Origin of the sequence: Vibrio pomeroyi, from assembly GCF_024347595.1 — a bacterium.
GTDB lineage: Bacteria > Pseudomonadota > Gammaproteobacteria > Enterobacterales > Vibrionaceae > Vibrio > Vibrio pomeroyi.
The window spans coordinates 1,637,986-1,650,775 of record NZ_AP025506.1; the positions used below are offsets into that span (position 1 = coordinate 1,637,986).

Consider the following 12,790-nt stretch of genomic DNA (forward strand, 5'->3'; position numbering starts at 1 on the left):
TAGCCTGTTGATTGAACAGGCTCTAATTCTTAATTTAACAACGAAACGAGCATGAACATGTTTAAAAAGCTATATGGTTCTTTAGTGGTAATGCTAACCGTGTTTGCATCTACCGTAATCCACGCAAAAGCCGATCCGACTCTTTACACACTAACTGCTGGCGACACGATCAGCATTACTGTGTACGGAGAAGACAACCTAACGATTGAAGAACTTAAAATCGATAACCGCGAAACGGTCGATTACCCATACCTAGGAAAAATTACCCTAGGCGGTAAAACGCTAGAACAGCTTCAACAAGAGATCACCAAAGGCTTGAAAGGCAACGTGCTGATCAATCCAAAAGTGAACGTATCGATTGTTGAATACCGCAATATCTACGTTAACGGCCTAGTGAATAAGCCAGGCGGTTATGAATACGAACCAGACCTGACTGTACAAGAGGCGATCTCTTTAGCGGGTGGTGTGTTAACCAAATACCGTCGCAGTGCCAAGGTTTACCTGATATCAGAAGGTGAATATGAAGGTTATACGTCTGAAGAGCTATCAAAGGCGTTTGAAAGCGACACAGAAGACGAAGTAGCGCTGTATCAGAAGATTAAGCCGGGCGATACGTTGCACGTCATTGGTTCATTTTGGTAATAGTCAAATCGCGTTAAAACCAGAACCTCACGCACCCATTTCATTTAAATTTATTGAGAATACAACTCGCTATGCAATTGCTCTCTAAAGAAAATAAGCTCAACAACGAAGAGATTATCGATCTCGGGAAATACATCATATTGCTCAAGCAGAACTGGTTAAAAATCACTATGTTCTCTTTAGTGGTTACCATATTAACCACACTGGTGGTGTTTTCGCTTACATCTAAATATGTAGCTACCGCAACACTATTGATTGAATCTGAGCAAAAGAAAGCCGTTTCAATTGAAGAAGTGGTCGGAATCGATTCAAGTCAAAAAGAGTACTACCTGACTCAGTTTGAAATTCTAAAATCAAACCAGATCGCCGAACGTGTGATCGACAAACTTGGTCTAACGAATAAGCTAGAGTTCAACGCATCACTAAGCACTGAGCCATCTTTAAAAGAACAGCTGGTGGATATAGTAAAATCGCTGCCAGTATTTGATGCTTACCGTGATACTGCGCCAATCAGCGAAGAAGACGCACAAGAAGCAATTCGCCAAGAAGTGCTAGATGCATTTAAAGATCGCTTAACCATTTCGCCGATTCGTAAAACTCAGCTAGTGAAAATCAGCTTTGAATCGGAAGATCCAAAATTGGCAGCGCAAATTGCGAATGCTGTGGGCGAGGCCTACATCAATCAGAATCTAGAGGCGAGCTTAGGCGCAACTCAACAAGCTTCACATTGGATCACTAGCCGACTTGCTGAGCTGAAAGAACAACTGAAAGATTCAGAAACTGCGCTAACGGACTTTTTAGCAAAAGAGAAGCTAGTTGACGACAGCGGCGTGGAAGGCGGTATTGACGCACAAGCTCGTGCAACCATCAGCAACCTAACACAACGCTTAACTGAAATTACTGACAGAAGAATCGAAATTGAATCTTCATACAGCACGCTTAAAGCAGCGCAAGGTAAAACTAACGCGTCGTTTATTTCTATTCCTTTAGTGTCTAAGCACCCACAAGTACTTGCACTAAAAGAAGAGAAAATCGTTGCTGAAAAAGAATTGAGTGAGCTGGCAAAACGTTACGGCCCAGCGCATGAAGACATGAAAGCGGCAACCGCAAAAGTACGCTCTTTAGACAAGCAACTTAATTCAGTTGTACGTGAGTTAGTGAACGGTATCGACCAAGAGCGCAAATCGGTAAGTGAGCAAGAGCGCCTATTAACTGCAGAGCTAAAAGCAAAAAAAGATGCGTACCAAAACATCTCTGTTAAAAAACGCCAGTTTGAAGCACTTAAGCGTGAAGTAAAAACCAATCGCGACGTATTTAACCTGTTCTTGTCGCGTCAAAAAGAGACATCAGCAACCAGCGACTTCGCGGCAGAAAGTGCACGCTTTACCGACTACGCAATGATCCCACAACAAGCGGCAGCACCAAAGAAAGGGCTGATTATCGCACTATCTTTAGTAGCAAGTATTGGTTTTGCAGTAGTGATGGTGTTCTTGTTAGACGCATTGCGTAACACAGTAGAATCAGTGAAAAACTTTGAAGATCGCTTTGGCCTTATCCCTTTGGGTGGCATTCCTAAAATTTCTCTCAAGCAGTACAAAAACAAAGCCTTAGACAAAGCCTTGTACTTTGAGAAAGACGCTAACTCGTTCAGTGAATCGGTACGTTCTATCCGTACTGCGCTCACGCTGTCTAAAATGCACAACCCGAACAAACGTATTGCGGTAACGTCTTCACTACCTGGTGAGGGTAAAACTACAACCTCGATTAACTTAGCAATGGCGTATGCGCAAGTAGAGCGCACACTATTAATTGATGGTGACTTACGTAAACCCGCAATCGCAGAACGCTTTGGCTTGAAGAAGTTCCAACAGGGCATTACCAATCACCTATTAATGGGTGATTCGATAGAAAGCTGCTTACATAAAGACGAGCAATCTGGTTTAACCATTTTACCAGCAGGTATGTTAACGCCTAACCCGCAAGAGCTTCTAACCTCTGAAGGTTTCGCTACCATGTTAGAACAGTTAGACGGCCAGTTTGATCGCATCATCATTGATACACCGCCAACACTGCCGGTAGCCGATAGCATGGTAATCAGCCGTTTAGTTGGTTCTATCACTGTAGTGGTGAAAGCGAACAGCACACGCATCGCAAGTGTAAGAAATACGCTAGCACGCTTCATGACGCACAATATTAAAATAGACGGTATTGTGATTAACCAAGTCACCGAAAAAGCCTTAAAGAACGAATACGGCTACGGTGGTTACTACGGCAGCTATGGTGACAACCACTTAGCTAAAGAAGCGTAATAAGTAATATCTGTAAGTGCTTTAATCGGGCTGCGTGAGTTGATGGAAGAGTAGGCTGGCCAATTCTCGGTTCAGGTACTGAGACTATGGGCAGTAGCCGCCACACAACTGCATATCGAAATAGAGCACCGAATAAAGACCGTTCCAAAGGCCAAGCAACCAGCTTGGCCTTTTTTATGTCACAACACCGAGGGGGGGACTTAGATACTTTGCTTAGCCTTACCTCAAGAGCCTGAAATACTCGAATCACAGCCTATCCCTTTCATCAAGAGCCCTATCTTCAATATCTTAACAGTGGTTGATTTTTGACTTTAACTTCATAAAACAGTGAGTTAAAGAGAAAAAGATACTCACCGTAACTATCAAATTAAAAAAAAGAGTACCAGATACGCAATAAGTGCTTTACAGCGTACCTAATACGCAATAGAATCTACTCCATCAAAAAGAAGCAAGCAAAACAAAGAACCTGTTAACAGGAGTGCTCATTACATAAATAGTGTAGTGAGTATGAAAAACGCTTCTAGCACATTGATGAGTAAAGCAGCCAATCAGCTGCAAAGAATGACAACTAGAAAGATTTGATAGCGGATTAGGGGCTGAAACCTAAGGGCGGTAGCATACCTAATGACCAAATTCGTCATTCCCTACAGCAAGGAACGACAACACACGTCATTCCCTGCAGCGAGGAACGAGTGTGATAGGGAATCTCGCTCTTGAGTTGGAGATCCCCGACTCAGTCGTTCCTCCTTCTCGAGGATGACGGAGGGGTCAGTGTTACATTTGGCGTCCACCTTTAGAGAGGAACAAGACCAAATTCGTCATTCCCTACAGCGGGGGACGACAATATACGTCATTCCCTACAGTGAGGAACGAACGTGATAGGGAATCTCGCTCTTGGTTCGGAGACCCCTAACTCAGTCGTTGCTTCTTCTCGAGGATGACGGAGGAGTCAAAGCAATACACAGTTCGTCATTCCCTAAAGCGAGGGACGAGCGTGATAGGGAATCTCGCTCTTGGTTTAGAGATCCCCGACTCAGTCGTTCCTCCTTCTCGAGGATGACGGTGGGGGATGCGTCACAATCGGCGTACACCCTTAGAGAGGAATAACACCAAACACGTCATTCCCTACAGTGAGGGACGAACGCGATAGGGAATCTCGCTCTGGGGTCGGAGAACCTCGACTCAGTCGTTCTCCTTGTCGAGGATGATGGTTGAGTCAAAGCAATACATAGCTCGTCACTCCCTACAGTGAGGAACGAACGTGATAGAGAATTTCGCTCTTGGTTAGGAGATCCCCGACTCAGTCGTCCTTCCTTCTCGAGGATGACTATGGAGCCAAAAAACAACATGCTCGTCATTCCCTAAAGCGAGGGACGAGCGTAATAGGGAATCTGCTCCTAGCCTCTGACCTTGAAGCGCATACATCAAGGTTGAACAGGCCAAAGCAACAATTATCGAATTCAAAATTCGTACCTAATACTGATATTAGGGACGACAAGACCAAAGGCAGTAACAACGTAATGACAGTCTTAGATCAAACAAGAAGAACGCATCTCAAGCAGCTTGAAGCGGAATCGATCCACATCATCCGCGAAGTCGCTGCTGAGTTTGATAATCCAGTAATGCTCTATTCAGTAGGTAAAGACTCAGCAGTAATGCTGCACCTTGCTCGTAAAGCATTTGCACCTGGGAAGCCTCCGTTCCCACTAATGCACGTAGACACAAACTGGAAATTCAAAGAGATGATCCAGTTTCGTGACCAAATGGCTGAAAAAGTCGGCATGGACCTCATCGTTCACCAAAACCCTGAAGGCATCGAAATGGGCATTAACCCATTCGTTCACGGTAGCTCTAAGCACACCGACATCATGAAGACTCAGGGTCTTAAGCAAGCACTAGATAAATACGGCTTTGATGCAGCATTCGGTGGCGCTCGCCGCGACGAAGAAAAGTCTCGTGCTAAAGAACGCGTGTACTCATTCCGAGACAAACACCACCGTTGGGACCCTAAAAACCAGCGCCCAGAACTGTGGAACGTCTACAACGGTAAAGTCGACAAAGGCGAATCTATCCGTGTATTCCCACTATCAAATTGGACTGAGCTAGACATCTGGCAATACATCTACCTAGAAAGCATCGAGATTGTACCTTTGTACCTTTCTGAAAAACGCCCAGTGGTAGAACGTGACGGCATGTTAATCATGGTCGACGATGAGCGTATGCCAATTGAAGAAAACGAAGAAGTACAACACAAAATGGTTCGCTTCCGTACGCTTGGTTGTTACCCACTAACCGGCGCTGTGGAGTCAGAAGCTGGAACACTACCAGAAATCATTCAAGAGATGCTGTTAACCACAACATCAGAACGCCAAGGCCGCGCTATCGACCACGACTCGTCTGGCTCGATGGAAAAGAAAAAACGTGAGGGATACTTCTAATGAGCCACGCATCAGACCTAATCGCTTCAGACATTGAATCGTACCTAAAGCAACATGAAAACAAAGATCTAATGCGCTTCATTACTTGTGGCTCAGTAGACGATGGTAAATCGACCCTTATCGGCCGTTTATTGTTTGACTCAAAGTTGATCTACGAAGATCAAATGGCAGCCATCGAAAAAGACTCCCAAAAGTTCAACACAACGGACAAAGAGTTTGACTTAGCACTATTGGTTGACGGTTTGCAAAGCGAACGTGAGCAGGGCATCACCATTGATGTTGCTTACCGTTACTTCTCGACAGACAAGCGTAAATTCATTATTGCCGACACCCCAGGGCACGAGCAATACACACGCAACATGGCAACAGGCGCTTCAACCTGTGACTTAGCCATTGTAATGGTAGACGCACGCCACGGCATTCAAACTCAAACGCGTCGTCACAGTTACATTTGTTCTTTGCTGGGTATCAAGCACATTATTGTTGCTATCAACAAAATGGACTTAATGGCATACAGCCAAGAAGTATTCCAGAAGATTAAAGCCGATTACCGTGAAATGGCCAAAGAGCTGGATATTCAAGATTTGCGTTTTGTTCCTATTTCGGCCCTAAACGGCGACAACGTAGTAACACCAAGCGAGTACATGGATTGGTACCCAGGTGCAACGCTAATGAAGCTACTTGAAACGGTAAAAGTTGAGCAAGATAAAAACCTAGATGACTTCCGTATGCCAGTGCAATACGTAAATCGCCCTAACCTAGATTTTCGTGGTTTTTGCGGAAGCATCGCCTCTGGTGTGGTTCGACCGGGTGATCTAATCACGGCAATGCCATCAGGCAAGCAAAGCACAGTAAAAAGCATTGTGACGTTTGAAGGTGAGTTGGAAAATGCAATTTCAGGTGACGCGGTAACTATTACGCTAAATGACGAAATCGACGTCAGCCGTGGTGATGTGCTTGTACACAGCAACAACCTACCAACAGTAAGCGATTCATTACGAGCAAATATGGTTTGGATGGGTGAAGTACCGTTACAAACGAACAAAGAATATCTATTTAAGTTTGCATCCAAATCAGTAAATGGACGAGTGACAGCTATTAACCATGAAGTCGATGTTAATACACTTCAAATTAAATCTGATAATGAGTTTACCAAGCTAGAGCTTAATTCAATCGGCAGCGTCGATATCAACCTAAACGAAGAAATCTCAGTCGACCTATATAAACAAATCAAACAAACCGGTGCATTTGTTGTGATTGAACGAATGACTAATGTGACGGTTGGGGCAGGGATGGTGAATTCTTCTTATATTAATATAAAAAAATCTGAACTAACGAAAGAATATACCTCTACAGAGAGGGCGTTAAACGAATATATAGTCATTAACTTTCCAGAGTGGGGATGTAAACGTATATGAAGCCCAAGATAGTTCTGATTACAGGTTTTGGTCGGTCGGGTTCAAGTTTGATTAATATGCTCATATCAAAAAGAATAAATTCAGTAGATGTGGGAGAATTACGTTTTTTATATGAAAGAGGATATATTAATAATGAAAGATGTAGTTGTAATGATTACTTTCGTGAATGTAATTTCTGGGATGGAGTTATAAAAAAAATTCCTGTAGATGATCCTTTTGAATATTCTTTATTGTCAAAAAAAACACAAAGAAATAGATCTTTCTTTACTTCTTATTTTAATTGGTTTAGTGAAGATGATGAAAAGTACATAGGGAAGGAAAAGAAATTAATAGATTCAATTTTAAATAATTCTAGTTCAAGGCATGTAATACTTGACAGCTCTAAAGTACCAGTTAGAGCATGTCTTTATTATAAGCTTAGGGAACATTATGACGTTAAAATCTTGCATGTTTTGAGGGACCCGAGAGCAGTGTCCTACTCTTGGTCTAAAGATGTACCAAGACCCGAAACAGACAATAAAGAAAATATGCATAAGTTTTCATACTTGGAATCAAGTTTACTTTGGGTCGGAGTTAATTTTCTATCTAGATTATTATCTTTTAAATATAAAGATGACTACAAAATGATTATATATGAAGACCTTTGTAAGAATCCTGTTTCTGTTATGGATTCTGTAGAGTCTTTTATATTTCCTGGCGGAAATGATTCTTTAAATAATAGTGTGTTTCATTCTATATCGGGTAATCCTATGAGATTTGTTGATAATGTAGATATTAAACTCGATGAAAATTGGAAAAAAAACACGACAAAATTTAAAAACATTATACCAAGTGTTATTGCACTCCCTTACTACTATTATATAAAGGTGAAGAATTGAAACGACTGATTATAGTTGGACCTGGTAGAACAGCCACAACTTCGATATTCGATTCGCTTTCAAAGGATAGCAAAGTTTCTCCTTCTGAAGTAAAAGAATTGCACTACTACTCTAGAGGAGTCTCTGCTTATAGAGGTATGAATCATGAGGTGAAACAGTCTTATGATGAAAATTTTTGTATTGATAATGAAACTCAAGTTTTATTGGAAGCCACTCCGTCATATTTCATGCTGTCTGATATCTTGCCTAATAAGATAAACGATAAAGATACATATGTAATGTGTGTTTTGAGAGAGCCAAAAGATCGTTATGTTTCCTTGTACAATCATGTAAAAAATAAAGTTATTTTTAATGATGGTTATACTTTAAAAGATTACCTTGATAAAAGTATAAAAGTAACATTAGATGATATTGAAAGTATTGAGGAAGCGATTCATTATAGTGGATATTACGAATCAGATTATGCCAAGCACCTATTAAACTATATTGAAGCTTTTGGTAAGGATAAAGTGATTGTTCTAGATTATAACAAGTTAAATGATCTAGACTATATTTCTAATAAACTTCTCGTCATGAATGTAGGTCATGTAGAATGCAAGGTTGGTTATACTAATCAATCATCTGATTATAGAAGTATAATTATGCAAAAATATGCGCAAAAGATATATGAGACATTTGAGTGGTATTTGAATAAGCATCAAAAAATAAAATTATTTGGTAAGAGTTTGTACTTTTTAATTAATAGGAGAACGGTATCCAATAGTAGTGGAAAAGTTAATGATAACGAACTTGATTTATCTCTTCGTAACAAAGAATTAAAAGATGTCTTGAAAAAATTTGATTATGAAATTCCTGAGTGGTTAGATAAATGAATATTGGAAACATTTACAAGTTTTCTCCTGAATGTTGTATTGATAAAAAACTATCAATAACTTTTATTAATCCATATAATTTTAAGTTGTCTGCACTAGACAAGGATTATTTAAATGTCCTAAAACAGTTTGACTGTGTTTATATAGACGGAATACTTTTACAAAAAATGGCTAATTATCTTTATAAAAAAAATTATAAAAGATATTCATTTGATGGTAATTCCTTGGCTCCGAAATTCTTTTCAGAAGCAAAAGAGAGATCTCTTTCAGTTTCTTTTGTAGGTTCAAGAAATGGTGTTGCATCTAGAGCCGCAGATATAATCAATAATAAGTATAACAATATCGTTAAGAACTCTTTTAGTGGATATTTCAAAAGCGAAGAAGAGAAAAATGAAGTTATTAGAAGTCTGAATTTATCAGAGATGATCGTCATTGGTATGGGGGCACCTGATCAAGATGAATTTGCTATAAAGGTTAAAAATAAATATCCTGATAAGTTAGTTATTACGTGTGGTGGGTATTTTGACCAAATAGTAGATGGTCAAAATGAAGCGTACTATCCAAAGTTAATCAATGACTTTAATCTTAGGTTTGCATACAGGGTTTATAAAGAACCTAAGCGCATATTAAGTAGGTATCTGTTTGATTATTTGTTTTTTTATAAATGGGCTTTAAATGAACTATTCAATAAACGAATGCAATAACGTTCTTCTAGTTTTGAAAGATTTTCCAGTAGGTGGGATTGAAGAGGTTTTTATAAATCTTTCCTCTGGATTTAAAAATAAAAACTATTCAATCGATTTGTTGATACTATCCGAAAAAAAAGTAGACAGAGACTATTTAAATAATAACTATAATAATTTTTCAAATGTCTATTACGGGTTTAAAAGTGCTTTCAAACTTCGTGGTAAGAAATATGACATTGCCATCTCAGCTAAAGAAAAAGCTAATCTATTTTTAACTTTAATGAAAGTGTTCGGATTTTATATAGCTAAGGTTGTCGTTACAAGGCATGTTTCTGTTGACCCTGAAGTTTCGAAAAATGAAGTGTCGTGGTATACGAAGTATTTATACAAAATGTACTCAAAGGCAGGGTGCAAGATAGTGGCATGTTCTAAGGCATTAACTCAAGAAATATCTAGTGCTTTCGGGGTTAAAACATGCTGTATTTATAATCCTATAGTGTCACCTAGGTTTTTTAGTAAAGTGCAAGTTTCAAAATATGGTTATGAATATATAATAGAAGGAAAAAAAACTTGGTATTTGTCGGTAGAATATCAGAACAAAAAGGTTTAGATATCCTGCTCAAAGCGATAATGAATGTTAGAAATGATAATATTAACTTAAATGTAATAGGTGATGGACCTTTATTACAAAGTTTATGCGATTTCTCTATGAGTATTAAAAATGCCACTATAAAATTCCATGGTAAAATAGATAATCCATATTACATGATTAAAAGATCTGATTTGTTAGTAATGCCATCCAGATGGGAGGGTTTACCTACAGTATTGATTGAAAGCTTAGCTCTTAATACACCAGTGATATCAACTGATTGCAAATATGGGCCGCGAGAAATAATTAATAACGAAAAGTATCTATTTAATGTTGATGATGTGGATGAATTGGCAAAAATGTTAGAAGAGCCCAATTTTGGAGTTTCTAACGGTTTTGATTCAAAAGAGTATATATTAAGTAATATAGTTGATAAATACTTGAAGGTATAGTTATGCTGTTAAAAACAAATAAAATCTACAAGTGTTTGTTTTCTTTTTTTATCGTTGTTACAATCTTTTATCCAACGTTTATATTTGGAACTACTGTAAGCCAGTCACAAAAAATATTGTTTTTAATTCAGTTTTTATTTATTTCTTTTGTCTTGTTCTTATCAAAAATACATTTAAACAATATTAAAGATGTTAAAAGTGTATTTTGGCCGTTTTTGATTTTATTCTTAATAAGTAGTGTTAATTTTGTAATTTTCTTAAGTAAAGATGTGTTCAATTATTTAAATTCATTCAGGTACTTTTTTTACCCGATGTGCTTTATGTTTGGTTTTATATTTTCAATAAAGGTTAAATGTCAGGAATTATACCTTCATGCTCTTCTTTCCTTTATTTTGTTTAGTCAGGTTTTATTTGTTTTTGGTCAGTATGTATATCCAGAGTCTTATTTTGTAACAATCTTTAGTGAACGGCATTTATACGATTTTCTTGGTAAGAGAGTTGGGGGTAGTTTTGACTGGACATATATATTAGGTTACTTTCTTATAACCTGTCTTGGTTACTATGTTAGCTGTTTTTATAGTGATTTAAAGAAGAGGACTAGTATTGTCTGCTCATTAGTTTGTATTGTTGGTGTTTTAGCTACGCAATCAAGAACTGCGTTGATCAGTTTGGTGTTTTTGCTATTTTTTTCTTCTTTGATTCACTCTAAAAGTATTCGAGAAATTCTTAAGTTTTTATTTTATGTTATTTTGATTTCTATAGTTTCATTGTTTTTTTCAGTATACTTTTTAGATTTGACTTACGTAACTTCGACATTAAGTACTGATAGCATAAACGAAGGTGTGAGTGGCCTTAGATTAACTCACAGAAGTGAACAAATATCGAATATAATCGACATGAGTTTTATGCAAATTTTAGTAGGTTCGCCAGATTCTTATGAATTTACTATTGAGAACGCATACGGGCATTATCTATTTAGGCATGGAATATTTGGACTTATTATTTATGTCTTTGCAATATTAGCTTCAATCTTTAAGTTTTATAGATCTTACAACGATAATCGAGACCCGATAGTTGGTATGATACTATTTATGTTATTAGCGCTCCCTTTGTTCAGTATGACATCTTCACCTGTGGATGCTCATAAGTTTGGTGCTATTTTTTGGTGTTTGTTTGGGCTGGGTTACGGACGTTTGCGAAATGTCAAAAGGTAAAGGAAATATATTACTATCAACCATATGTGCTTTTGTTATTAGAGTTTTCGGTTCCTTGGGTGGGTTCGTTCTAACCCTGATTGTCACGAAACTTGTCGATTCAACCCACGCAGGTCAATTTCTATTTATACTTGGCTTAGTGCTCTTTGGAGGCAACCTATTAACACTCGGTTCTACGAATGTTCTTGTAAAGGTGATTGGCGCTGACTTTGGTTTATCTTGGACTAGGATAAATAGCACAGTTTCAGTGATTTTTAAATTAGTTCTTTTGGTATCGACCCTCACGCTCATTATTTTTTCTACAATATCGGAATATATTGTGTCTAGGCTAGGCGTTGAAATTCAATCGAGCGTATTACCAATGATAGTTATGTGCATGCTTTTGTTTTCTTACCAACAGATCTTTTCAGCTATGTTGCAAGGTAAACAACAGGTAATTTTAGGGAGTATAGTACAAAATATTATAGTAACATTTTCGTTTGTTATAATTCTTTTGTTGTTGGAACTATGTGGTACTAATCAAACGGGATATTCGTTATTTTATATCTATTTAACTTGTGTTGGCCTGGCAACGTTGTGTGGTTCGCTACTTTGGTTTAAAAGCAAGGGATCATCGTTTTATTTAGATGCATCGTTTTCTCAAGAACTTAAAGTTAGTTTGTCATCGCTGTTTGTCATTTTGTTAATGAATCAATGTGTGATGTGGGCGGGGCAGTTTGCTACGGCTAAATACCTTTCGGCCGCTGATGTCGCATTTTTTGCTGCTTCCCAGCGTACTGCAACGCTCGCTTCTTTTGTTTTGATTGCTGTTAATTTAGTGGTTGCACCAAAGTTTGCCCAAGCGTTTGCAAAAGGCAATCAATTAGAAGTAGATAAATTATCCCTTTTATCTAGCCGTTTGATGATTGCTTTGGCTGTTCCTGTGCTCGCCTTTATGATTTTTTTCCCTGAGTTTTTAATGGGTTTATTTGGCGAAGAGTACAAAGTGGCTGCTCCATTATTACAAATTTTAGCTGTCGGTCAGTTTATTAACGTAATTACGGGTTCCGTGGGTTTTTTACTTAACATGACAGGCCACGAAAAAGACATGCGTAATGTTGTGTTGTTTTCAGGCCCTTTAGCTATCGCATTGGCCTTCGGTTTAACCAGTCACTTTGGTTTAATGGGGGCAGCTTATGCCACTGCCATTTCAGTCGCTACGCAAAACTTGCTTGCGGTTTGGATGGTGAAGAAACGTTTAGGCTTTAATACGTTGAATGTATTTAGAAAGGTCTAGCTGTTGGTTAACTACT

The 12,790-nt window shown here is 38.4% G+C and carries 11 protein-coding genes; all 11 read left to right on the forward strand.

Translation table 11 applies throughout. The features are described from left to right. The first annotated feature begins 57 nt into the window (after positions 1 to 57). Complete coding sequence (locus tag OCV12_RS07365) at positions 58 to 642, forward strand: polysaccharide biosynthesis/export family protein (RefSeq protein WP_261885780.1); 585 nt, start codon at positions 58 to 60, stop codon at positions 640 to 642. 71 nt (positions 643 to 713) lie between these two features. Further along, positions 714 to 2,951, forward strand: a complete 2,238-nt coding sequence (locus OCV12_RS07370) for a GumC family protein (protein ID WP_261885781.1) — start codon at positions 714 to 716, stop codon at positions 2,949 to 2,951. Positions 2,952 to 4,471: 1,520 nt separating this feature from the next. Continuing rightward, entirely contained in the window at positions 4,472 to 5,389 is a 918-nt protein-coding gene (cysD, locus tag OCV12_RS07375) for a sulfate adenylyltransferase subunit CysD (protein WP_261885782.1), read from the forward strand. Continuing rightward, a complete protein-coding gene (gene cysN, locus OCV12_RS07380; protein ID WP_261885783.1) occupies positions 5,389 to 6,807 on the forward strand; it encodes a sulfate adenylyltransferase subunit CysN in 1,419 nt (472 codons plus the stop codon). The genes cysD and cysN overlap by 1 nt, the downstream gene beginning before the upstream one ends. Then, positions 6,804 to 7,685: a sulfotransferase domain-containing protein gene (locus OCV12_RS07385; RefSeq protein WP_261885784.1), complete on the forward strand. Its 882-nt coding sequence runs from the start codon at positions 6,804 to 6,806 to the stop codon at positions 7,683 to 7,685. The genes cysN and OCV12_RS07385 overlap by 4 nt, the downstream gene beginning before the upstream one ends. Continuing rightward, positions 7,682 to 8,557: a sulfotransferase domain-containing protein gene (locus tag OCV12_RS07390; protein ID WP_261885785.1), complete on the forward strand. Its 876-nt coding sequence runs from the start codon at positions 7,682 to 7,684 to the stop codon at positions 8,555 to 8,557. Before OCV12_RS07385 ends, OCV12_RS07390 begins: the two co-directional genes overlap by 4 nt. Beyond that, on the forward strand, positions 8,554 to 9,261 hold the full coding sequence (locus OCV12_RS07395) for a WecB/TagA/CpsF family glycosyltransferase (RefSeq protein ID WP_261885786.1): 708 nt from the start codon (positions 8,554 to 8,556) through the stop codon (positions 9,259 to 9,261). Before OCV12_RS07390 ends, OCV12_RS07395 begins: the two co-directional genes overlap by 4 nt. Positions 9,262 to 9,274: 13 nt before the next feature. Then, positions 9,275 to 9,853, forward strand: coding sequence for a glycosyltransferase (locus OCV12_RS07400; RefSeq protein ID WP_261885787.1), 579 nt, complete (start codon positions 9,275 to 9,277; stop codon positions 9,851 to 9,853). Further along, positions 9,814 to 10,284 carry a glycosyltransferase gene (locus tag OCV12_RS07405; RefSeq protein WP_261885788.1) on the forward strand — a complete coding sequence of 157 codons (471 nt, stop codon included), beginning with the start codon at positions 9,814 to 9,816 and terminating at the stop codon, positions 10,282 to 10,284. The genes OCV12_RS07400 and OCV12_RS07405 overlap by 40 nt, the downstream gene beginning before the upstream one ends. A gap of 2 nt (positions 10,285 to 10,286) precedes the next feature. Next, on the forward strand, positions 10,287 to 11,498 hold the full coding sequence (locus tag OCV12_RS07410) for an O-antigen ligase family protein (RefSeq protein ID WP_261885789.1): 1,212 nt from the start codon (positions 10,287 to 10,289) through the stop codon (positions 11,496 to 11,498). Next, complete coding sequence (locus OCV12_RS07415) at positions 11,485 to 12,774, forward strand: MATE family efflux transporter (protein ID WP_261885790.1); 1,290 nt, start codon at positions 11,485 to 11,487, stop codon at positions 12,772 to 12,774. The genes OCV12_RS07410 and OCV12_RS07415 overlap by 14 nt, the downstream gene beginning before the upstream one ends. Positions 12,775 to 12,790 lie beyond the last annotated feature (16 nt).

Excerpts from the sequence above, each read along its gene's own strand:
- OCV12_RS07365 (WP_261885780.1), top strand. The coding sequence starts at position 58 with ATGTTTAAAAAGCTATATGGTTCTTTAGTGGTAATGCTAACCGTGTTT.
- OCV12_RS07370 (WP_261885781.1), top strand. The coding sequence starts at position 714 with ATGCAATTGCTCTCTAAAGAAAATAAGCTCAACAACGAAGAGATTATC.
- cysD (WP_261885782.1), top strand. The coding sequence starts at position 4,472 with ATGACAGTCTTAGATCAAACAAGAAGAACGCATCTCAAGCAGCTTGAA.
- cysN (WP_261885783.1), top strand. The coding sequence starts at position 5,389 with ATGAGCCACGCATCAGACCTAATCGCTTCAGACATTGAATCGTACCTA.
- OCV12_RS07385 (WP_261885784.1), top strand. The coding sequence starts at position 6,804 with ATGAAGCCCAAGATAGTTCTGATTACAGGTTTTGGTCGGTCGGGTTCA.
- OCV12_RS07395 (WP_261885786.1), top strand. The coding sequence starts at position 8,554 with ATGAATATTGGAAACATTTACAAGTTTTCTCCTGAATGTTGTATTGAT.
- OCV12_RS07410 (WP_261885789.1), top strand. The coding sequence starts at position 10,287 with ATGCTGTTAAAAACAAATAAAATCTACAAGTGTTTGTTTTCTTTTTTT.
- OCV12_RS07415 (WP_261885790.1), top strand. The coding sequence starts at position 11,485 with ATGTCAAAAGGTAAAGGAAATATATTACTATCAACCATATGTGCTTTT.